This is a genomic window from Rhodopila globiformis (assembly GCF_002937115.1).
Taxonomy (GTDB): Bacteria; Pseudomonadota; Alphaproteobacteria; order Acetobacterales; family Acetobacteraceae; genus Rhodopila; species Rhodopila globiformis.
Genome location: NZ_NHRY01000276.1, coordinates 52,587 through 74,115 on the forward strand (window position 1 = coordinate 52,587; position 21,529 = coordinate 74,115).

General features: G+C 66.8%; 16 protein-coding genes and 1 pseudogene. 9 read left to right on the forward strand and 8 right to left on the reverse strand.

What is annotated here, in order from left to right; all coding sequences use genetic code 11:
* Window positions 1-63: 63 nt before the first annotated feature.
* On the forward strand, window positions 64-1,515 hold the full coding sequence (locus CCS01_RS31905; RefSeq protein ID WP_104523259.1) for a glutamate synthase subunit beta: 1,452 nt from the start codon (window positions 64-66) through the stop codon (window positions 1,513-1,515).
* Between the two features lie 192 nt (window positions 1,516-1,707).
* Here the strand turns inward: CCS01_RS31905 and CCS01_RS31910 are convergent, their stop codons facing one another.
* A complete protein-coding gene (locus tag CCS01_RS31910; protein ID WP_104523261.1) occupies window positions 1,708-2,709 on the reverse strand; it encodes a VOC family protein in 1,002 nt (333 codons plus the stop codon).
* A gap of 86 nt (window positions 2,710-2,795) precedes the next feature.
* On the reverse strand, window positions 2,796-3,179 hold the full coding sequence (locus CCS01_RS31915) for a response regulator (protein ID WP_158258724.1): 384 nt from the start codon (window positions 3,177-3,179) through the stop codon (window positions 2,796-2,798).
* Window positions 3,180-4,300: 1,121 nt separating this feature from the next.
* Here CCS01_RS31915 and CCS01_RS31920 point away from each other — a divergent pair.
* From CCS01_RS31920 to CCS01_RS31940, 5 genes are all read left to right on the forward strand, one after another.
* Window positions 4,301-5,659: a phospholipase D-like domain-containing protein gene (locus CCS01_RS31920; protein ID WP_146102064.1), complete on the forward strand. Its 1,359-nt coding sequence runs from the start codon at window positions 4,301-4,303 to the stop codon at window positions 5,657-5,659.
* Between the two features lie 240 nt (window positions 5,660-5,899).
* On the forward strand, window positions 5,900-6,385 hold the full coding sequence (locus CCS01_RS31925; RefSeq protein ID WP_104523267.1) for a (2Fe-2S)-binding protein: 486 nt from the start codon (window positions 5,900-5,902) through the stop codon (window positions 6,383-6,385).
* Between the two features lie 27 nt (window positions 6,386-6,412).
* On the forward strand, window positions 6,413-8,794 hold the full coding sequence (locus tag CCS01_RS31930; protein ID WP_104523269.1) for a xanthine dehydrogenase family protein molybdopterin-binding subunit: 2,382 nt from the start codon (window positions 6,413-6,415) through the stop codon (window positions 8,792-8,794).
* Window positions 8,795-8,815: 21 nt separating this feature from the next.
* Window positions 8,816-9,610, forward strand: coding sequence for an FAD binding domain-containing protein (locus CCS01_RS31935; RefSeq protein ID WP_104523271.1), 795 nt, complete (start codon window positions 8,816-8,818; stop codon window positions 9,608-9,610).
* A gap of 343 nt (window positions 9,611-9,953) precedes the next feature.
* Window positions 9,954-10,148: a hypothetical protein gene (locus CCS01_RS31940; RefSeq protein WP_104523273.1), complete on the forward strand. Its 195-nt coding sequence runs from the start codon at window positions 9,954-9,956 to the stop codon at window positions 10,146-10,148.
* A 138-nt stretch (window positions 10,149-10,286) separates the two neighbouring features.
* On the opposite strand, the gene CCS01_RS31945 is transcribed toward CCS01_RS31940, so the two are convergent.
* The 3 genes from CCS01_RS31945 to CCS01_RS31960 all read right to left on the reverse strand — a co-directional run bounded on the left by CCS01_RS31945 (window position 10,287) and on the right by CCS01_RS31960 (window position 14,831).
* On the reverse strand, window positions 10,287-11,171 hold the full coding sequence (locus CCS01_RS31945; RefSeq protein WP_104523275.1) for a hypothetical protein: 885 nt from the start codon (window positions 11,169-11,171) through the stop codon (window positions 10,287-10,289).
* On the reverse strand, window positions 11,101-13,119 hold the full coding sequence (locus CCS01_RS34880; protein WP_204848498.1) for a glycosyltransferase family 2 protein: 2,019 nt from the start codon (window positions 13,117-13,119) through the stop codon (window positions 11,101-11,103). Before CCS01_RS34880 ends, CCS01_RS31945 begins: the two co-directional genes overlap by 71 nt.
* Before the next feature lie 449 nt (window positions 13,120-13,568).
* Window positions 13,569-14,831: a DUF2325 domain-containing protein gene (locus CCS01_RS31960; protein WP_104523277.1), complete on the reverse strand. Its 1,263-nt coding sequence runs from the start codon at window positions 14,829-14,831 to the stop codon at window positions 13,569-13,571.
* A 147-nt stretch (window positions 14,832-14,978) separates the two neighbouring features.
* On the opposite strand from CCS01_RS31960, the pseudogene CCS01_RS35845 reads away from it, so the two are divergent.
* Window positions 14,979-15,368, forward strand: a pseudogene (locus CCS01_RS35845) (aldehyde dehydrogenase family protein); the annotation flags it as partial.
* Between the two features lie 112 nt (window positions 15,369-15,480).
* Window positions 15,481-16,488 (forward strand): aldehyde dehydrogenase family protein, encoded by a 1,008-nt coding sequence (locus CCS01_RS31965; RefSeq protein ID WP_275112992.1) that lies wholly within the window; start codon window positions 15,481-15,483, stop codon window positions 16,486-16,488.
* Between the two features lie 53 nt (window positions 16,489-16,541).
* On the opposite strand, the gene CCS01_RS31970 is transcribed toward CCS01_RS31965, so the two are convergent.
* Entirely contained in the window at window positions 16,542-17,546 is a 1,005-nt protein-coding gene (locus CCS01_RS31970; RefSeq protein WP_104523279.1) for an alpha-amylase, read from the reverse strand.
* Between the two features lie 490 nt (window positions 17,547-18,036).
* Between CCS01_RS31970 and CCS01_RS34245 the strand changes: the two genes are divergently transcribed.
* A complete protein-coding gene (locus tag CCS01_RS34245; protein WP_239992477.1) occupies window positions 18,037-18,354 on the forward strand; it encodes an aldehyde dehydrogenase family protein in 318 nt (105 codons plus the stop codon).
* A 2-nt stretch (window positions 18,355-18,356) separates the two neighbouring features.
* On the opposite strand, the gene CCS01_RS31980 is transcribed toward CCS01_RS34245, so the two are convergent.
* On the reverse strand, window positions 18,357-19,922 hold the full coding sequence (locus CCS01_RS31980) for an acyl-CoA synthetase (RefSeq protein ID WP_104523281.1): 1,566 nt from the start codon (window positions 19,920-19,922) through the stop codon (window positions 18,357-18,359).
* Window positions 19,923-21,117: 1,195 nt separating this feature from the next.
* Complete coding sequence (locus tag CCS01_RS31985; protein ID WP_104523283.1) at window positions 21,118-21,393, reverse strand: hypothetical protein; 276 nt, start codon at window positions 21,391-21,393, stop codon at window positions 21,118-21,120.
* Between the last annotated feature and the right edge of the window lie 136 nt (window positions 21,394-21,529).

Consider the following 21,529-nt stretch of genomic DNA (forward strand, 5'->3'; position numbering starts at 1 on the left):
TTTGAAAGGGCAAGGCCACCGGTCCCGGGAAGGGACCGGTCCGGCTGCCATCTGGAGACGAGTATGGGTAAGGTTACCGGCTTCCTCGAAATCGAGCGCCACGACCGCGGCTACGAAAAGCCCGAAGCCCGGCTGAAGACCTATAAGGAATTCATCAAGCCGCTGACGGCGGAGGAACTGAACGGCCAGGCGGCACGCTGCATGGATTGCGGCATCCCGTTCTGTCACAACGGCTGCCCGGTCAACAACCAGATCCCCGACTGGAACAACCTGGTGTACCGGGAGCAGTGGCAGCAGGCGGTGGTGAACCTGCACTCCACCAACAATTTCCCCGAGTTCACCGGCCGCGTCTGCCCCGCCCCTTGCGAGGCCGCCTGCACGCTGAACATCGACGACAACCCCGTTACCATCAAGACGATCGAGTGCGCCATCGTCGATCGCGGCTGGGAGGAAGGCTGGATCAAGCCGGTCGTCCCGGCGCACAGGACCGGCAAGACGGTGGCCATCGTCGGCTCCGGCCCCGCCGGCCTGGCCTGCGCGCAGCAGCTTGCCCGCGTCGGCCACGCCGTGACGGTGATCGAGAAGCAGGACCGTATCGGCGGGCTGCTGCGCTACGGCATCCCCGACTTCAAGATGGAAAAGCACCTGATCGACCGCCGCGTCGAGCAGATGAAGGGCGAAGGCGTGAAGTTCCAGACCGGCACCGAAGTCGGCAAGGACATCACGGTCGATGACCTGCTGGCGCAGTTCGACGCCGTCGTCCTGGCCGGCGGCGCCGAGTGGCCGCGCAACCTGGACGTCGAAGGCCGCGACCTGGACGGCATCCACTTCGCCATGGACTTCCTGACGCAGCAGAACAGGCGCGACGCCGGCGACGCCGAGCACGTCGCCGCCCCGGGCGGCACGATCAGCGCCAGGGGCAAGCACGTCGTGGTCATCGGCGGCGGCGACACCGGCTCCGACTGCATCGGCACCTCGGCCCGCCAGGGCGCCGCCTCGATCATGCAGATCGAGATCCTGCCCAAGCCGCCGGTGAAGGAAGACAAGGCCCTGGTGTGGCCCGACTGGCCGACCAGGCTGCGCTCCTCGCACGCGCACGAGGAAGGCTGCGACCGCGACTGGGCGGTGCTGACCAAGAGCGCCACCGGCAAGAACGGCCACGTCACCGCCCTGAACTGCGTCCGCGTCGAGTGGGAGAAGACCCCCGACGGTCGCATGACGATGAAGGAAGTCCCCGGCAGCGACTTCCAGCTCAAGGCCGATCTGGTGCTGCTGGCGATGGGCTTCCTGGGCCCGCGGCGCGGCGCCCTGCTCGACCAGGCCAACGTCACGCTGGACCCCCGCGGCAACGTCAAGGCCGACACCGTCCAGTACCAGACGTCCCGCGACAAGCTGTTCACCGCCGGCGACATGCGCCGCGGCCAGTCCCTGATTGTCTGGGCCATCCGAGAAGGCCGCCAATGCGCCCGCGCCGTGGACCTGCACCTGATGGGCGTGAGCACCCTGCCGCGGTAAGGAAAGGCCAGGGCTCCGCCCTGGACCCGCCAAGGGCCGACGGCCCTTGGAACCCGGTAATGACGGATGAACAGGAGGGGGGCGACCGTGCCGTTGCAACGGCTGTGTTGCCCCCCTCCTGTTCATCCGCCGTCATGGGATCAAAGGGGCGTCGCCCCTTTGCGGGGTCGAGGGGCGGAGCCCCCGCCTTCCCTACCCCCGGCCGGTGATCGCGTCCCACCAGGGGCAGGCGCCCGGTTGCTGGACGTAGGTGTTCTGCAGGACGTGCAGGGGGCGGCGTTCGCCTGCGGCGGCGGCCTTGAGCCGCAGGGCGCGGGCGTGCGCGCGCTGGTCGTCGGGCAGCCAAGTGCGGTCGTGGCCCCACAGGCTGGGGCCGACGGTGACTTCCGTGGGCGTCCAGTTGCCGGGGGTGACGTCGCGGCCGCCCCAGCCGTATTCCAGCATGAAGCCGGACGGCGAACGCAGGTAGTAGGACGTCACCGCGTCGTTCGGGTGGCGGCCGAGGGTGGTGGCGATCTTCTCCGGCTCGCCCAGGGCGATGTCGTAGCCCTGCCCGACGTCGTCCAGCGAGAACAGCTCGACCATCAGGTGGTGCAGATCCTGCCGGCCGGTCTCGATCAGCGCGACCGAGTGGTGGCGCGGGTTGACGTGCAGGAAATAGGCGCGGAACGGCGTGGTGATGTAGTCGCTGACCGCGAAGCCGAGCAGGTCGCAGTAGAAGCCCAGCAGGTCGTCGATATTCCTGACGTGGAACACGACGTGGCCCATGCCGAGCGGACCGGTGCGGAAGCCCGAGATCGCGCGGCCGGGCTGGAACGGCGTGTCGGCGATGGCGGGGCCGTGGAAGGCTTCCAGGTGATTGCCGCCCGGGTCGTCGAAGCTGATCAGATCCCTGACGCAGCGCTGGTCAGCAAGATGGGCAGGTTCGCGGCGGACCTTCACGCCGGCGGCGTCGAGCCGGGCGGCGAGCGTATCCAGCGCGGTTGCGTCAGCGACCTCGAAGCCGAAATAGCGCTCTCCCTCGGCCAGGGAGCGATCGATCACCAGGCGCTGCTGGCGGTCGTCCATGCGGAAGGCGCGGATTGTGTTGCCGCGCTCGATCATCTGCATGCCCAGCCAGCCGGAGGCGAAACTCGTCCAGTCGGACAGGTTGGACCCGCCAACGCCGACATAGCCCAGACCACGGATTTCCATGGCTTGTTCCTCCCGTTGCGGTCGTGTCTTTCGACCCGGCCTGCGAATCTAGCAGCCGATGGGCGGGAGGCAAGAACGGACGGCGGTCAGGCTGGCGGGGGCCGTTGGATCAGGGCGGTGATCTGCTCGATCAGGCGGTCGCCCTCGACCGGCTTGCGCAGGACGTGGCAATTCCCGCCCGGGATCGCGGCGACCGATGTCGTCTCATCCGCGTAGCCGGTCAGCAGGATCGCCGGCAGGTTCGGCTGGACCTGCCGGGCCTGGTGGATGAGGCTGATGCCGTCCTCGCCCGGCATGGCCAGGTCGGTCACCAGGACATCGAATCCCGGGCCATGGCGCAGCAATGTCATAGCCTCCGCGGCACTCGGAGCCTGGGCGGTCTCGAACCCCTCCACCTCCAGCAGATCGGCCAGCGTCTCCCGCACCGGATCGCTGTCATCGACCAGCAGGATGCGCCTGGGTCCGGTCACGACGTCCTCTGCCGGGATGGCGGCTTGGCGAAGGCCGTCGTCGCGACAGGACGGGCCGGGTATGGATCCACAACATGCATCCGGGTTCGGCGACGTGGCCGGCGGCTCAGCCGCCTGGACAGCAAGATGCTGGCTGATGCACAGGTCATTCATGCGGATCTCCGTTTCCGCGTGTGGCCGTGATAGAAGCGCCGTCCGGAAAGCATATCGTTACAGAAACTTGTAGCATGGCGGCCCACACACGTGATGGTTGAACAGGATATGCCAGTCTAGACCAATAATAATGCAAGTCCTCACGGTATCGCGAAATTGGCACGCCACAAGGAGAAACTTCGTTGTATGAAACATGTTTCATAATGAAACAATATAAATTAAATTTATTGTCAGTGCGCGGCTAATCGTGAGAACTCAACGCTTTGTGATGCAACTGCCTATGTCGCATCGTGCACCGCACAATTCTGGAACAGGGAGTGATCGTCAGCCTCCGGCATGTCGTTCTGAAGCCAAACCATAATTGCCGGGAGCCATCCCGCCTCGCCCTCGCAACAGACGGGCCGTGCCGCTGGTCGCCGGGCATTATTGTCCTGTACAAGGTTGGCCGTGGCATAATATTGCAACGCCGATGCCGAGGCAGGGGCGTTATACTGATACACAACGCTTCCCGGCCAGGTTGTATTCAATGACAGGCCGGCTACAGCAGACCGCAGGTCGGTCGGGACAAGACCTCGGGTGGGGCGATCTGCCCCCATCGTCATGGCGGCTACCCGGGACAAGAGCCCGGGCACAGGCTCCGGGCCGCCATCCACGCCTTTGCACGGCCGCGACACCGCCAGGCGTGGATGGCGAGCCTGCGCCCGCCATGACGATGAAGGAACGCCGTCGTCCTGTCCCAACCGACGTGCGGTCTGCTGTAACACGGTTGTCGCCTCCGTCGCTTTTTGTTGCGATATTGTATAAAGCGCGCTTCCGCCCGGGTTGGCACGAGGACCATCATACCACCGGGAAAAGGCTTGTCCGCTGCGCAGGCTTAACCGCCATGGATATCAAATCGGCTTGCCTCCGCGGTGAAACCGCCGGGCGGGTGCGCATATCGTCCGCAGCCAGATTGATCGGATGTGCTGTTGCCTACGCTTCCACCGCGGACATTGCGCCGCAGGCAGGCCGCGACCCTCGCTGCCGCAACCGTCCTCAGCCGCTGTACCGCCGTGCCGCATATCACCGGGCTGACCGGTCACGATGTCGCCCTGCCCGGCCATCGGCAACCACGCGATCCAGGTCCGCTGGACGAGAGCGCCGCCTTGCTGGAGGAATTCAACCTGCAGCGCGCCCTGTCCGCGGCGCCGATCGTCATCGGCAACAAGGTCACGCTGCTGCCCGGCGGGGCGCAGGCATTCGCGGCCATGTTCCAGGCCCTGGGCGCGGCCAAGGACAGCATCAACCTGGAGTATTTCATCCTGGCCGACATCGAGTCCGGCGGCGTCCATCTGTCGGAGATCCTGCTCGATCGGCTGAACGCCGGCGTCAGGATGAACATCATCTACGACAGCTACGGCTCGCGCAACACACCCGCTGCCTTCTTCGACAGCCTGAAGCGCGCGGGCGCCAAAATGCTGGACTTCCACCCGATCGACCCGCTCAAGGCCGGCCTGAAGTGGGCACCGAACGACCGCGATCACCGCAAGATCATGGTGGTCGACGGCCGCGTCGGCTTCACCGGCGGCATCAACCTGGACAAGGCGTATGAGAACCCGCCCAGCGCCGGCATCCCGCCCGACGGCAACACCGCGCACGCCTACTGGCTGGACACCGCGGTGCGCATCGAAGGCCCGGCGGTGGCCGAGCTGCAGAAGCTGTTCTTCGGCACATGGCAGGAGCAGAAGGCCCCTGCCCCGGATCCGGCCGATTATTTCCCGTCTCTGCCGCGCATGGGCGTGCAGACCATCCGCATCATCGGCAGTTCCCCGGGCGACAAGGAGCCGCTGTACTACGCCTCCCTGCTGACCGCGATCAAGAACGCCCGCCGCCGGGTCTGGCTGTGCAGCGGCTACTTCGTGCCGCCGCACCAGGAGCGGGAGGACCTGTACCAGACCGCCCGCGCCGGCATCGACGTCCGCATCGTCGTCCCGGCGTTCAGCGACGTGGAGGCCGCCGTTTATGCCGCCCGCGCCGCCTACGGCGACCTGCTGGAGTCAGGCGCCCGTATCTATGAGGTGCACGACGCGGTGGTGCATGCCAAGCTGGCGGTCGTCGACGATACCTGGACCGTCGTCGGGTCCTCCAACCTCGACCGCCGCAGCGTCATTTTCAACCAGGAGGTCGACGCCGTGATCCTGGGCCACGACACCGCGGCGCAGGTGGAGGCGCTGTTGCGGCAGTACATGACCATGGCCCGGCCGGTGACGCTGGACCGCTGGCGGCGGCGGTCGATCACCGAACGCGTCCGGGAGCTGGAGGCCCGCATCTGGCAGTACTGGATGTGACCCGGATTGTGTCAGAGGCGCACCGGTTGCGGCGCAGAGGCCACCGGCGGCGGGCACGATGCCGCGTCCGCCGATCCGCGATCAATACCATCCGCCGCTCTGTCCCCCGCTTGACCGACACAGGCCGGTCTGGCCAAACTCGCCGCAACGGGAACGTCCAAGGCAAACGCCGCCCATGCCGGCCATCCGCCTTTGGCGTCCCGAACGTTCGAAAACAGCAATAGCACGAAAGGGAGTGCGATGCCTCAGGTCACCCTGACGGTCAACGGCAGGCAGCATACGGTCGACGTGGAGGGCCGTACCCTGCTTGTGGAACTGCTACGCGAGAAACTCGGCCTGACCGGCACGCATGTCGGCTGCGACACCAGCCAGTGCGGCGCCTGCGTGGTGCATGTCAACGGCGAGTCCGTCAAATCCTGCACCATGCTCGCCCTGCAGGCCGACGGCGACAGCGTCACCACCATCGAGGGCCTTGCCGCGGCGGACGGCACGCTGCATCCGATGCAGGAGATGTTCCGCGAGCACCACGCGCTGCAGTGCGGGTTCTGTACCCCCGGGATGGTGATGACCGCCATCGACCTGGTGAACGCGCATCCCTCCGGCCTGACCGAGAAGGAAATCCGCGAAGGGCTGGAAGGCAATCTCTGCCGCTGCACCGGCTACCACAACATCGTCAAGGCCATCGCCGCGGCGCATCCGCTGATGCACGCCAAGGCGGCTGAGTAGCGCCGCCAGGCAAGGGGGGACAAAATCATGGGCTTCGAGGGCATTGGCGCTTCCGTCCGCCGGCGGGAGGATGTCCGCTTCCTCAGCGGCAAGGGCAACTACACCGACGACATCAACCGTCCCGGCCAGCTTTACGCCTTCATCGTCCGCGCCGATCGGCCGCACGCCAGGATCGATGGGATCGATACAGCGGAGGCGGAGAAGGCACCGGGCGTGGTGCGGGTGTTCACCGGCGCCGACATGGCGGCGGAGAACCTCGGCGGCCTGCCGTGCGGCTGGCAGATCCACAACCAGGACGGCTCGCCGATGGCCGAGCCGCCGCATCCGGTGCTCGCCGTCGGCAAGGTGCGCCATGTCGGCGACCCGGTCGCGGTGGTGATCGCCGAGACCAGGCAGGAGGCCAAGAACGCGGCGGAACTGATCGAAATCCGCTACACCGACCTGCCGGCGGTGGCCAGCCTGACCGACGCCGTCGCCGCGGGCGCGCCCGAGGTACATGACGGCGTCGCCGGCAACATCTGCTACGACTGGGTCATTGGCGACAAGGCGACGGTCGATGCGGTGTTCGCCAAGGCCGATCGCGTGGTGAAGCTGGAACTGACCAACAACCGGCTGATCCCGAACGCCATGGAGCCACGCGCCGCCATCGGTGACTTCGATACGTCCTCCGGCGACTTCACGCTGTACACCACCAGCCAGAACCCGCACGTGATCCGGCTGCTGATGGGCGCCTTCGTGCTGCACATCCCGGAGAACAAGCTGCGCGTCGTCGCCCCCGACGTCGGCGGCGGCTTCGGCTCGAAGATCTATCACTACGCCGAGGAAGCCATCGTCACCTGGGCCGCCGGCAAGGTCCGGCGCCCGGTGAAGTGGACCGCCGAGCGCAGCGAAAGCTTCATGTCGGACGCGCATGGCCGCGACCATGTCAGCACCGCCGAGATGGCGCTCGACAAGGAAGGGCATTTCCTCGGCCTGAGGATCACCACGCTGGCGAACATGGGCGCCTACCTGTCCACCTTCGCGCCCTGCGTGCCGACATACCTGTACGCAACGCTGCTGGCGGGCGTGTACAAGACGCCGGTGATCTACTGCAACGTCAAGGCGGTGTTCACCAACACCGTGCCGGTCGATGCCTATCGCGGCGCCGGACGGCCGGAGGCGACCTATCTGCTCGAACGCCTGGTCGATGTCATCGCGCATGACACGGGGATCGACAAGGTCGAACTGCGGCGGAAGAACTTCATCCCGGCCGACGCCTTCCCGTACCAGACCCCGGTGGCGCTGCAATACGACAGCGGCGACTACCAGACCACGCTGAAGGTCGCGCTGGCCAATGCCGACTGGAACGGCTTCGAGGCCCGCCGCGCCGAGGCGAAGGCGCGTGGCAAGCTGCGCGGCATCGGCATCTCCACCTACCTGGAAGCCTGCGGCATCGCGCCGTCGGCGGTGGTGGGCTCGCTCGGCGCCCGCGCAGGGCTATACGAGGTGGCGAACATCCGCGTCCACCCCACCGGCAGCGTCACCGTGTTCACCGGCACGCACAGCCACGGCCAGGGGCACGAGACGACGCTGGCGCAGCTTGTGGTCGATCAGCTCGGCGTGCCGCTGAGCCAGGTGGAGGTGGTGCACGGCGACACGGCGAAGATCCCGTTCGGCATGGGCACCTACGGCAGCCGCTCGCTGGCCGTCGGCGGCTCCGCGATGGTCAAGGCGATGGACAAGATCATCGCCAAGGGCAAGAAGATCGCCGCGCACCTGATGGAAGCCTCGGTGCAGGACATCGAGTTCAAGGACGGCAGCTTCCGCGTCGCCGGCACCGACAAGGCGAAGGCGCTGCACGAGATCTCGCTGGCCGCCTACGTGCCGCACAACTACCCGATCGAGGAACTGGAACCCGGCCTGGACGAGACCGCGTTCTATGACCCGAAGAACTTCACCTTCCCCGGCGGCTGCCACATCGCCGAGGTGGAGATCGATCCGGAAACCGGCGTGGTGGAGATGGTCAACTTCACCGCGGTGGACGACGTCGGGCGGGTGGTCAACCCGATGATCGTCGAGGGCCAGGTGCAGGGCGGCGTCGCCCAGGGCATTGGCCAGGCGCTGCTGGAGTCGGCGCTGTACGACCCGCACGGGCAGCTGCTGTCCGGCTCCTACATGGACTACACGATGCCGCGGGCCAACGACATCCCGGCCATGTCGGTGGCGACGGAAAACACCATGTGCACCCACAACCCGCTCGGCTCGAAAGGCTGCGGCGAGGTCGGCGCCATCGGCTCGCCGCCGGCGGTGATCAACGCGGTGGTGGATGCGCTGAAGGACCACGGCGTGCGGCACCTGGACATGCCGGCGACGGCGCCCAAACTGTGGTCGATCATCCAGGCCGCGCAGCCGCGCCTGGCGGCCGAGTAACGAGGCAGAGGGAACCTTCCAATGTATGATTTCACATACGACAAACCCGGCAGCCTGGCCGATGCGGTGAAGCTGCTGTCGGACGACATGGATGCCAAGGCGCTGGCCGGCGGGCAGACGTTCATTCCGGTGCTGAAGCAGCGGCTGAACCGGCCCTCGCGCGTCGTGGACCTGGCGAAGCTCGGCCTGTCCGGCATCACCGTCTCGGGCGACAAGGTGACCATCGGCGCGATGACCACGCATGCGACGATCGCCAGCAGCGCGGAGATCAAGGCGAAGATCCCCGGCCTGCAGCACCAGGCCTCGCTGATTGGCGACGAGGCGGTGCGGCATCGCGGCACCATGGGCGGGTCGCTGGCGAACAACGATCCGGCCGCGTGCTATCCCTCGGCCGTGCTGGCCCTGGGTGGGACGATCAAGACCGATCGGCGGTCGATCCCGGCGGATGAGTTCTTCCAGGGGATGTTCACCACGGCGCTGGAACAAGGCGAAATAATTACGTCAATTGAACTTCCAATCCCGGAGAAGTCGGCCTACGAGAAGTTCCGCAACCCGGCGTCGCGCTATGCAATCGTGGGTGTGTTCGTGGCGAAGTTCCCCTCGGGCGTGCGGCTGGCGATCACCGGCGCGGGCCAGGGCGGCGTGTTCCGCCATACCGAGTTCGAGAAGGCGCTGTCGGCGAATTTCTCGCCCGATGCGATCGCCGGGATCAAGACGCCGGCGGATGGGCTGAACAGCGACATCCATGCCAGCGCGGAATACCGGGCGCACCTGGTCAACGTCGTGGCCCGGCGGGCGGTGGCGAAGGCCGGCTGAACGGCCCGGCGCGATGCGGTCAGCGGCGCCGGGCGATGCGGCGCCGCTGTGTCCGTGCTTCCGTGACGAGACTCGACACAGGCCGCCGTGGACACCGCCATCGTGCGGCGTACCTTCAGCTCTTCGCGGCTACGCCGTTTCAAGACCTGCGTCTGAAGGCCGGACTGCCACTGGGACGGGACGCTTGCAGGCCGCCGCGCACGCCCTGCTTGAAGACCTGATACTGAGCGGACATGGTGCTTATCCGGAAGGAAATCCGCCCATTTAACGATGCGCGGCCAATTTTTCGGCAACAGGGTCTGTCGCTGATGCAATCCTGACCTGCGCTCTCCATCATAGCGTTATGGCACAGTACATCATTCTCCCCGCAGAAGATGGGTCCGGCTTCAACATAGCGGTGTCAGGAAGCGACGGCGCACGCCACACCATGCTTGGGTTCGCCACCGAAGCCGATGCCCAGGCGTGGATCGCCCTGGACAGGCGTCTGGATGACGTCAACGCCTCCTCCGCCTATCTCCAGCCGAACGCGACCCAGTAATACCGGCGACCTCGCCGAACGGCGAACCGTCGATGGGCGTGGCCGCCGGCATGCGTGACCCCGGTCCCTCCCGAGCGACGCGTGTCATGCCGTTGACGGTGATGCCTCCGGGGATCCGTCACCTCCGGCCGTGCCCGATCACAGCGCCGTCCGTTCCGGCAGGCCCAGCAGATCGGCGATCACCAGCGGCAACCGCCCGGGCATGCCGATGGCGCGGCAACTCTCGCGCCAGCGGCCCAGGTACTCGCGAACCGGCAGCGCCGTCCGCTCCGGCCAGAGATTCATCCCCTGATACTCTTCGATCAGCACCGGCTCCGGCTCAATCAGGCCAAGGATCGACGGAACGACGCCCTGGGCGATGCCGTCCAGCCCGGTGACGTGGATGAACGTGCCGCGTTCTTTGTCGAACCAGCGCAGCAGGTCGGTGGCGCCAGCGCTGCGGGCGTCCTGCCTGTAGCGGCTGACGATCGCCTGCCGGTAGTCCCGGATGGCGTTGGCATAGCCGGCCTGTCCGGCAAAGACCGGGTCGGCCTGCCAGCTTTCGGCGAGCAGACCCAGCGTGCGCAGCGCGAAAGCCTCGGCGAGGGATTCTTCCAGCCATTGCGAGGGCGGTTTCGGCGCCGCCGTAACCTTCCAGCTGTTGGCCAGGCAATGGCCGAGCTCATGGGACAGCTGGTAGGCCAGCTGGCACCACGCGCCGGGGGCGGTCATGTTGAGCATGATCCAGGCCTCGCCGGCGGGCTGCTCGTGCAGCCAGATCGAAGGATAGCCGCCGTGCTTGTTCTGCACGATGATCCCGTCGGGCTGCGCAGGCGAGCGCAACGTGAGGCCGGCAAGCCCGACCTGCCGCACGCGCGCGATCACCCCGGCGGCGCTGTCCGCCGGCCCGTGCCAGTCGCCGCGCAGGTCGAGCGGACAAGTTGCAAGCGTAACGGAAGCCGGCCGGGCGGACCTACCCGGCATCGTCAGGCACAAGCTCGCGCCGAGCAGCAGGCGGCGCCGGATCCGGATTGTCTGGTTCATGCGGACGGCTCTTCGGGAACATCCGGCTGGCCAGGAAAGGCGGCAGCTGGTACTGCGGGAAACACCGCGAGGTGCTGGCGGGATGCAGGTAGTGCAGGCACAGGCCGGCGCGGTCGCGCACGCCGTCGATGCGGAACCGCTCGGCGGCCGCCTTGCTGAACAGGTAGTCCTCGCTCCAGTTGACGTCAGGGAACTTCACCGCGTCCCAGACCTTGCGGCGGAACGCGTAGGAGAAGCCGTAACCGAGGTGATTGACGGCCAGCGTGGCGGTCATGCGCGCGTCGAACACGGTCAGCGCCACGCCGTCGGCATCGCAACGGTAATGCGGGCCGATGCGGTGCTCCAGGTCCCAGTAGCCGAAAAAATCCCAGCGCAGGTCATACAGAAACCATCCACGCAGATTGATCAGATCGGCTTTTCGTTGTTTTAGCGTTTCTATCATGGTGCGCACGTAGCCGGGCGCGTAGTAGTCGTCGTCATCGAACTGGACGATGAATTCGCCTGTCGCGCGCTCGATCAGCCGATTGCGCTTCTCGCCGATGGAGAGCCGCGCATCGGTGTGCTGGTAGTGGATGCCCGGGGCGGAAAACCCGGCCTCGCCGCCAATCGGCTCCGCCCCGTCGTCCAGGATGAGCCACTCCAGGTCGGGATATGTCTGGCTCAGGACGACTTCCCGCACCGCCCGCAGGAACCCCGCGCGGTTGCCAGTCGGCGTGATGATGCTCACCCGTCCGCCGGCGGCGCGCGGGCTGATCACCGGCGGGGCCGCGAGCGGGACCGGCGGCACGCCGTCGCCGTTCGGGAACAGCCTGATGTCGGCATGGCCGTCCGGAACCGGAAGCTTGTCCAGCGCGAACCGCGCGTTCGCCGCCACGCGCCCGCGCTGGTCCGCCGGCAGTTTGTCGCTGCCCAGCAGCTTGCAGCACAGTGCCAGCGACTCCTGGTAGCGCCCGGACCAGTAGGTGTTGACTGCATGCTCGTCGAGCAGGGCGTGGTCGTAGATGCCGTTCTCGATGAACAGACCGTCCGCCGTTGCCAGGTTGGCCGGATCATGCGGCGAAACGAAGCGGTAGCCCCGCTCGTTCAGGCCATGCACCCGGCAATAGCGGGCCGCGCCGTGCAACGCCTCGGCGCGCCGGGGCGAGGCGTCATGCGCTCGTTGGTAGGTGGCGAGAATGTCGTCCGCGGGGTGGCCGAGCGTCTCCATCAGCCTGGCGGCGTTGAGCAGGCTGACGAAGATTTCCTCCGTCCAGAAACCAAGCTCCGCGCGCTTCAGGTAGGCATCGAGCGCGCGCTCCGGCCGGCCGGCGTCGCGCCAGCTTTGGCCGAGATAGAACGTATAGCGCGAAACCAGGAACGGATCCGTTTCGGTCCGCAGCGCCTGCTCGAAGACCAGGGCGTCGTCGCGGTACTTGTTCGGATTGCGGCTGCGGGCGCCGTGGATGCCATGCCTGATGGCGATACCGGGAACGGTTCCCTGGCTGCTGCCGGCGGGTGACTCGATGAACTCATGCAGCACGCCGCGGTAACGATACGGCTTGCGGTTGCTGACGAGCTGGATCCGCCAGTAGCTGTGGTCGCCCGAGCGGATGCTGACGAAGTAGTGGTCTAGCGCCAGCGATTGCCGGAACGCCGCGGCGTCGAAGCCCTCCGGCAGGATCAGCAGGTCGTCCGCATCCATCACGAACGCATAATCGATGGCGGCGACCTGGCGCAGCCGCTCCAGCGCGCTCGTTCGGTTGGTGGCGAAATCCTGCCAGGGCTGCTCGAAGACCAGGCCGGGCAGGTTGTTGGCCGCGAGCCACCGCCGCACGATGTCCTGGGTGCCGTCGGTCGAGCCGGTGTCCTCAATGAGCACGAAGTCAATGACGGGGCGCATGCTGTTGAGGCAATTCTCGATGACGTGCGCCTCGTTGCGGACGATCATGCAGAGGCCGATTGTGGGCATGCGGTTGGCTTCCATTCCAGGCCGGGGAGACGGCGGGCCGCGCGGGAGGTTGTCCAGGAAACCGGTTTCCTGGCCGGACACCTGGATGAATACCTGCGCCGCCCGGAGGTTCGGCTCCACGGTGGTCAGGAACGGCTCAAATTGGCTCGAGTGATTCCCAATCGATGCCGGTCTGCGCGTATAGGCGCCGGCGGCAGTGGTTGCGTTGCCTGATTGGCCGATAGGGCCCGGGACGCCGGGCAGCGCCCCATACACATCCGGATAAGGCGGCAGGCGGAGAAGGATTTGGCGCCGCGGCCGTTCTCTCACCGTCATGGCCGGGCGTGTCCCGGCCATCTGCGCTTCAACGGCGGGGGGTGGATGGCCGGGACACGCCCGGCCATGACGGTGAGGGAGAAGCCCTTGCTCCGCCAGTCCGCTCATCCTGATGCGTATGGGGCAGCGCCCGGTCAGGCCGCCAGCACCGGCGGCTGGCGCAGGTCCGCCGCGTGCATGGCCGCCAGCAACGAGGTGATGCTGGCGGAGCGCAACGGAATGTAGCGCTTGCCGCCCTGGCGGCACAGCGACTTGACCGCCTGCATGGCCTCGTGGCTGATGCAATCGACCGGGAACAGAACGACGTCGGACTGGCTGACCAAGCCGGGCAGCAGGCCGGTGTGGTTTTCCACACCGCCGTCATGGTGCAGGAACGCCACGCCCAGCCGCTCGGCCGCGTCCCGCATCGGCGCCATCTGGTTCGGGCGCCCGCCGACGTACAGCAGCCGGACGCCCTCCAGGCACGTCTCCGGCCGCGCGCCGCCGCTTTCCGCCACCGGCGCCAGCGCGGTCTCGACGGCAGCGAGTTCCCGCCGCATCGCGTCACGCTCGGCCTCGGCGGCGAGGCGCACGGCGTGCTCCTGCGCCAGGGCGGCCTGCGCGGCGGCCAGGCGTTCCTCGACCGCGGCGCGGCGGCGGGAGTCCGCTGACAGCCGCCTCTCCAGGTCGCCGACGAGGCCGCGCAGCGCGTCGCCGTCGGCTGCCCGGCCCTCGGCCGCGCCCTGCACGATGTGCTGCGTCAGCGCCTGGCGCAGGTCGCGGATCTGCGCGTCGCGGCTGACCACCGCCTGGTGCAGCGCCTGCTGCTGGCGCTGCAGCTTGTCCTCCAGCGCGGCCTTTTCCGTCTCCAGCAGGCACAGCCGCCGGATGTCCGCGCGGTTCGCCGCGCCGACGAGGTGCGAGAGCATGTGCACCTCGCCGAACACCTCCCGCACCAGCGGCTGGGTCGCCAGTGGATGGGTCAGCGCCGCCCAGTAGGCGCCGGGGATGTCGCCGCGCCGCACCGCCTCCCGCCACAGGGCGCGGACGGCTTCCTCGGTACTGGCCTTGCTGAACTGGCTGATCGCAAGCTTGTGACGATGATCCAGCACCTTGTTCAACTGCCGCGCCGCATCGTCGCGGTGGGCCGCCATTGCCACTGCCGTTGCGTGCAGGTCGTGGTCGCTGCGGCCTTCCGTGCCAGGGCCGAGCTTGCGCAGCACCTGGCGCAATTCGGCCGTGGACAGGCAGGTGCCGATGATCGAGCAGTGCAGGTTGGTGCTGAATTCCCAGATTTTCGTGCGCCGCGGCGCGACCTCCCGCCGGATCAGCCGGGGCGGCACGCCGCGCAGGTCCAGCGGACGCGGCAGCACCGGCGCGGCGGCTTTCATCATGATCGGCAGTCCTGGTCCGCTCATTCCCGTTCATCCCTGATGGACATAGCGATTCGCCAAGGCCGGCGCCAACGCGTAATATATCACTGGCTACAGCGATAGTGGCTCAACAACCCGCGCCTGCCAAGCGAAAAGCACCTCGCGCGGGGGTTACCAGGAGGAACAGACGACATGGACACCATTGCACTGGATCCCAGGCTGCGTCATGCCTCGGCGTTTCTTGGCCGCACGGCCGGCAGGCTGATCGACGGCAAGCTGGTGCAGGCGGTCTCCGGCAAGACCTTTCCGGTCTATGATCCCGCGAACGCAACACTGATCGGGAACGTTTCGGAGGCGGACAAGGCCGACGTCGACCTTGCCGTCGCCGCCGCCCGGCGCGCCTTCGACGGCGGCGCCTGGGCGAAGTTCGGACCCTCGGGCCGCGGCAGGATGCTGTGGAAAATGGCCGATCTGATCGAGCGCGACCTGGAGGAACTGGCGGAACTTGAATCGATCGACAACGGCAAGCCCTATTCCGTCGCGCGCGTGGCCGACCTGCCGCTGGCGGTGGACATGTTCCGCTACATGGCGGGGTGGGCCACCAAGATCACCGGCACGACCCTGCCGCTGTCGCTGCCGGGCGAGTACCTGTCCTATACGCTGCTCCTATACGCTGCGCGAGCCGGTGGGCGTCGTGGGGCAGATCATTCCGTGGAACTTCCCGCTGCTGATGGCGGCCTGGAAGCTGGCGCCGGCCCTGGCGGCGGGCTGCACGGTAGTGCTGAAGGCGGCGGAGCAGACGCCGATGACCGCGCTGCGCCTGGCCGAGCTTTTCCAGGAGGCCGGCTTCCCGCCGGGCGTGGTCAACATCCTGACCGGCTTCGGCGAAACCGCCGGCGCGGCGATCGCGGCCCATCCGGACGTGGACAAGGTCGCCTTCACCGGATCGACCGAGGTCGGCAAGCTGATCGTCCAGGCCGCTTCCGGCAACCTGAAGAAAGTGTCGCTGGAACTGGGCGGCAAGTCGCCGGCGGTCATCCTGGCCGACGCCGATCTGGACATCGCCATTCCCGGCGCGGCGAACGGGATTTTCTTCAATCACAGCCAGGCCTGCTGCGCCGGATCGCGGCTGTTCGCGCACAAATCCGTCTATGACCGTGTCGTTTCCGGCATCGCCGACATCGCCGGCAAGATCAAGGTCGGCCCCGGCCTCGATCCCGCCACCGAAATGGACCCGCTGGTGTCGGAGGAACAGTTCGCCAGAGTAACCGGCTATATCGAGAACGGCCGCCAGTCCGGGGCGCACATCGCCGTCGGCGGCAACCGTGTCGGCAACCTGGGCTACTTCGTTGCGCCGACAGTGATGGACAGGACCACGCCCGACATGCGGGTGGTGCAGGAGGAGATCTTCGGCCCGGTGCTGTGCGCGCAGCCGTTCGGCGACGACGACCTGGAGGCGATCGCGAAGCAGGCTAACGACACGATCTATGGCCTCGCAGCCAGCGTCTGGACGCGCAACGGCAGCGTCGCCCACAAGCTGGCGCGGCGCATCCGTTCCGGCACCGTCTGGATCAACTGCCACAACGTGTTCGACGCCTCGCTGCCGTTCGGCGGCTACAAGCAGTCAGGCTGGGGACGCGAGATGGGCGAGGAAGTGTTCCACAACTACACCGAGGTCAAGGCGGTGACCGCGGCGTTGTAAAGCATGTAGCCGCGCCCGGAGGCGTTCCGGGCACGGCGTTCTTCCTGCGGCAATCAGAACTTGACGCCGAGCGCGACGTTCACCTGCCACGCCTGGCCAAGCTGGGGCCCGTTCAGGTTCTGGTACACCGGCCCGCCCGCCTCGACCGCGAGCGCCGTGTGGCCAAGCCCGAGATAGTGGCCGGCGATTTCGATGCCGCCGAGCAGGCCGATCCACTTGCCGCCATAGAAGCGCGGGTTCGATCCCGGCATCAGGCCGAAGATCTTGGGATCGGCCCCGTGGATGTAGTCCCGCCACCCGCCCAGGACGCGGGCCGTGGTGGTGATGCCGGGGATCCAGGTATAGCCGCCCCAGGCGGACAGCTCCTCCAGAGTGCCCCAGTTGTAGCCTTCGGAATTGGAATCGAGCGCGGCCCTGCTGCGCCAGATGGCGCCCCAGGACCACGGTCCCACGTGGCCGGTATAGGTCAGGCCGGGCAGCAGGTCGACCGTGCCGGTGCCAAGCTGCATACCGTAGTTGGCCCGCATCGTCATGTAACGATTCATCGGGCTGAGCATGGTCAGGGTTTCCGTCGTGCTGCCCGTCGGCAGGCTGAGACCCAGGTTGAGATGAACGTGGTTGATCCCGTCCTGGTACAGGCGCACCAGCGCCATGACGTTGGTGTCGCCGAATCCGCTGGTGCTGTTCCCGGTGTTGCCCAGGACGGTGGTGCCGGACGCACCGGCGAAGGTCGTCATGGTCATGCTCTTGTTCAGGTAGGACACCATGACCATCAGGTTCAGCCAGTTAGTCACGCCGACCATGCCGTGCAGCATCTGCGCCTGCACGTCCATGGTCTGCGGCGCGATGCGATACATTTCGGTGGTAGACCGGCCGCCGATGGTGGTCTTCATCTTCGATGGCACCGTCGTCACGATGGTCTGTGGTGAAACGACGGTCGTGCCGATATAGGCGTCCTCCATGTGCATGAACATCGGCGTGTAGTTCAGCATGAAGTCGCCGGCGCCGACCATTCCGGCACCATAGACACCGGCCGGTATCAAGCCGTGGCCGCTCATGCTCATTGTCATGGGCTCCGCCGCCGACGCCGGGACGGCAGCGCCGGCGACAGCCAGCAGAATGAGCAAGGTCCGTCCGAAGACGCGGGAAAGTCTCACAGGTGGGGGTTCCGTCAGGTTGTTGCAGCGAATCGGTACTTGCAAGTGCCATGCCGAGTGTGACGAAATGTATCTTACGTCGTTCCGGCTGTCATGCGAAGATTGTCACGATGGCATCGGCGGGAATCCGACAAGTCCTGTCGTGATGCCGACCTTCCATGCGGATTCCGCGCCGTTGCCCGGGCCGGCAGGCGCGGATGGACTCCCGGTGGTCGAGTCGCTATATATGTACAGGAATATTGCCCGAGGGGGAAACGGGTCGCCCGGATCGATCGTCGGCGTGGGTTCCATCCGTCCGCCGCCACGACCGCGCGGACCAAAAAGGAAGGAGACAGGCCTGGTGAACGTCATGACCTCGGCCCATCCGTTCCTGGATGGCAGGACGAAGCGCATGCTGATTGGCGGCAAGTGGCTGGAAGCCGCATCCGGCAAGAACTTCGCGACGCACAACCCCGCCACCGGCGAAATCCTCGCCCAGGTCGCGGAAGGCGACGCCGAGGACATCGACCGCGCCGTCGCCGCCGCGCACTTGCTTTATGTTGTGCCGACTATAGCGCCGGATACCGGCCGTGCCACGGTGCGCAAGTTGAACTTTCCGCGTCCAGTCCATCATCGGGAACGATGGAGGCGCGGACTGCAAAAGATTCCGGCCGCGCCCGGCCCGGGAAACAGCCGATCGGCGGCCGGTGGGGAGGATGCGAAGCGGTAACGTTACCTCGCTCCGGTAGTGCTCACGGCCGGTGGGTTCATCCGCGCCAGATACTCCCGCCGCAGCCCCTGCTTGTACAGCTTGCCGGTCGGCAGCCGTGGCAGGGCGTCGGTGAAATCCACCGTTTTCGGCACCTTGTAGTGCGCCAGGTGCGACCGCGCATAGGCAATGAGTTCTTCCTCCAGCGCATGCGACGCGGCCCGGCCATCCATCAGTTCCACCACCGCCTTGACCTGCTCGCCCATGTCGGGATCGGGCAGGCCGAACACCGCCACGTCGCGCACCGCCGGATGCCCGACCAGCCGATCCTCGATCTCGCGCGGATAGATGTTGACGCCGCCAGAAATGATCATGAACGCCTTGCGGTCGGTCAGGTACAGGTAGCCGTCCGCGTCCACATAGCCGACATCGCCCAGGGTGGACCAGTTCGGATGCAACGGATGCTGCGAGGCGCGCGTGCGCTCGGGATCCTTGTAGTAGGAAAACGGCATCGTCTCGCGCTCAAAATAGACAATCCCCGGTTCGCCCGCCGGCAGGTCCCGTCCCTCCTCGTCGCAGATGTGCAGCACGCCGATGATCGGCCGGCCGACCGAGCCGGGATGCGCCAGCCATTCGGCGGACTCGATGCGCGTCATGCCGTTGCCTTCGGTGCCGCCGTAGTATTCGTGGATGATGGGCCCCCACCAGTCGATCATGGCGCGCTTCACCTCCACCGGGCAGGGCGCCGCGGCGTGGATCGCCACGCGGTGGCTGGACAGGTCGTAGCGGTGGCGGACGTCCTCGGGCAGTTTCAGCATGCGCACGAACATTGTGGGGACGAACTGGCTGTGCGTCACCTTGTATTGCTCGATCAGCGCCAGCACGGTCTCGGGATCGAAGCGGGGCATCATCACGATGGTGCCGCCGGTGCCGTGGACGCCGATGCTGAAGATCAGCGGCGCGGCGTGGTACAGCGGCGCGGGAGACAGATAGACGGTTGCCTCATTGAAGCCGTAGCCGCGGACGAACTGCATCAGCGCATCGTCCTGGTCGAACTTCACCGGCTGCAGCGGACGCCGTACGCCCTTCGGCCGACCGGTGGTGCCGGAGCTGTACAGCATCAGGTCCCCCAGCCATTGCTCGTCCAGCGGGCGGGGCGGATGGGCGGCTGTCGCGGCCTCGTAGCTGGTCCAGCCGTCGATCGTGCCGTCGGTCATCAGGAAATGACGGCACTGCGGCAACCGGGCGGGCAAGGAAGCGGCCACGTCGGCACGGGCGAACGAGCTGACCAGCACCTGGGCGTCGCAGTCCGCGACGATATAGGCGGCCTCGTCCGCGGTCAGGTAGCGGTTCACCGCCGTGAGGTACAGGCCCGATCGGCGGGCGGCCCAGACGATCTCCAGGAACCGCAGGTTGTTCTCCATGAACAGCGCCACCGTGTCGCCACGGCGCAGTCCGGCCGCGTGGAGATACTGGGCGAACCGGTTGGAGCGCTCGTCGAGCTGCCGGTAGGTGACGGTCTCGCCAGTGCTGCTGTCGATAATGGCCGCCCGGTCGGGGTCCCGGGCGGCGTAGCTTCCGATGGACACGGCGTTTGCCTCCTGTTGTCTTTGGTGCGAACCGGGGTGAGGCCGGTTGCACGTGCATGATGCCGGTTGGGTGGAAGCTTAGCGTTTTTTTTGATGATTGGTCGCCGATGGAGCGAAAATGAACGCAGTTCGCCACGCCGCGCGGGAGGGATGGGCGACGGCGGCGGATGCAACCTGGGATGGCAGGATACTTGCGGAGTCTCTGCGTGCTCTGCGCGCCGCTTTGCGAACTCTGCGTTGGATCGCCGGGGCCGGGGCGTTTCGGGTTGGGCGGCTTGCCGGCACCGCCGGCGCTTGCTGCGGCACCGCATTTTTCGACGCAGAGAGCGCAGAGCGGAGCGCAGAGCGCGCAGAGTCGGATTCCGGAACTTCTAAGTATTGAAATGGATAGACGCCGGGGCGTGACAGGAACGGCCAATCTGTCATTACACGTGTGGTGCAGTCGTTTTGTTGAATAAAAGCATTGTTTGGCGACGAGGCAACCGGCCGGCGTACAGTCTGCTGGCAACGACGGGCGCTGCCTGCGCTTCCGTCGATTGAGCGTCACTGGCAACGGACATGCGGGCGGATCGTCTGGAAATGCAATCACAGAGTTCGCCGGCCGGCGACACCGGCACCGCGATGGCGGAAAATGGGCGAGAGGCCGTTGCGTCACCGTCACGACCTGGCGTATCCCCATGCGTATCAGAATAGGTGATCTGGCGGAGCAAGGTCTTCCCCCTCACCGTCATGGCCGGGCGGCAGTCCCGGCCATCTGCGCTTCGACGGTTGCGGGTGGATGGCCGGGACACGCCCGGCCATGACGGTGAGAGAACGGCCCCGGCGGCAAATCCTTCTCCGGCCGCCATCTTGTCCTGATACGCATAGAGACACCCCCGGCCATGACGATGGGGAGACGACCGGCGCCAGCCGAACAGGCATCGCTGCATGGCCGGCCCGATGATCCTTACGGCGGCAACACCCTTACCAGGCCGCGCAATATCCCCCTGATCCCCTGTGGCCCTCCACCGCCCTCGACTTCTTCTCTGTGCGAACAGAAATACGCCATCAACCACTCTGCCGCCGCCGGGGGACCCACCCGCGCCCGATCAGTCCGCGGCCATGCCCAAGCCGCTCCCACCAACCTCCAACGCCGGCGACAGCCCAGCGGGACTCTCCCGAACGTGCCATGACAGTCGAGCGCCAGGCACGCCTGCTACTGATGCGAGGCGGACTTCCGCCCCGACGGCGGCCTCGGCGCCGGGCCGCTTTCGGTGTCCCGCTTGGCCGAGACCCCGGGCGCGCCCGCTCCCACGTCCGCTTGCGATGACATGTGCTTCTGCGCCGCCGTGTTCGGGATTGTCGGCGTGCCAGCGGCCGGGCCCGAGGTCTTGCCCTGGGCCGGCCCCTGCGCCGCCACGGCAGCAGGCGCCCAGGCCAGCGCCGTCAACAACGCCGCCGCGGTCCCGATCTTCGACCAGGAGATCTTCATTTGCCTTTCCTCCATCTTTATGCAGCCCACCCCAAACGCGAACACCCGGACCGGGTTCGCTGGCCGCCAGGGGCGACAAGGACAAGAACCAGAGCGGCCGTCGGGGCCCAGCGGGCCAGCGGCATGCCCCGTGCGG